General features: G+C 39.1%; 1 protein-coding gene. It reads left to right on the top strand.

Annotation, left to right across the window (positions count from 1 at the left end):
- The coding region (locus HMPREF2937_RS10980) for an FIVAR domain-containing protein (protein ID WP_180364643.1) at positions 1-981 on the top strand (981 nt) is incomplete at both ends.

The following is a 981-nucleotide window of genomic DNA, read 5'->3' as shown; positions in this document are numbered from 1 at the left end:
AAGCTTTAGAAGCAAAAGCTAATAAAGATGAGTTGAATAAAGTAATCAATAATGCAGAAGGTTTAACATTAGATCCGACTGACAAAGAAGATAAAGCAGTTCAAGACGCGTTAGCTAAAGCAAAAGAAGTTCAAGCAGACCCTAATGCTTCTCAAGACGCAGTAGATGCAGCGAAAGCAGCTTTAGAAGATGCAATTAATGCTAAAAATGCCCAGGATGCAAAAGAAGCGAAAGAGGCAGCAGATGCTAAACAAGCAGCATTAGACGCATTGAAAGCAGAGCTTGAAAAAGCGAAAGCAATCAATAAAGACGATTACACACCGAACAGTGTAAAACCGTTAACTGATGCAGAAACAACAGGCCAAGCAATTGTTGATGCTCCAGATGGTAAAACAACTGAAGAAATAGAAGCAGCTACACAAGCATTGAAAGATGCCCAAGCTGGATTAGTAGCGAAAGCAGATAAAGTAGAACTTGATAAAGCAATCAATAATGCAGAAGGTTTAACATTGGATCCAGCTGACAAAGAAGATAAAGCCGTACAAGATGCGTTAGAAAAAGCAAAAGCTGTTCAAGCAAATCCAAATGCAACTCAAGATGAAGTTAATGCAGCGAAAGATGCGTTGAACAAAGCAATCGAAGCGAAAACTGCTCAAGATAAAGCAGACGCAGTGAATGCAGCATTAGACGCATTAAAAGCAGAACTTGAAAAAGCGAAAGCAATCAATAAAGATGATTACACACCTAATAGCGTGAAACCATTAACTGATGCAGAAGCAGCAGGTCAAGCAATCGTCGATGCACCGACTGGTAAAACAGTAGAAGAAATCGAAAAAGCAACCCAAGCATTAAAAGATGCGCAAGCTGGTTTAGTAGCGAAAGCAGATAAAACGGAACTTGAAAAAGCTATTGATAACGCAGAAGGTTTAACGTTAGATCCAACAGATAAAGAAGATAAAGCCGTACAAGATGCGTTAGAAA

Source organism: Staphylococcus sp. HMSC061G12, from assembly GCF_001838465.1.
GTDB lineage: Bacteria > Bacillota > Bacilli > Staphylococcales > Staphylococcaceae > Staphylococcus > Staphylococcus simulans.
The sequence above is the reverse complement of the archived record's forward strand: the minus strand, read 5'-3'. Positions and strand labels throughout refer to the sequence as shown.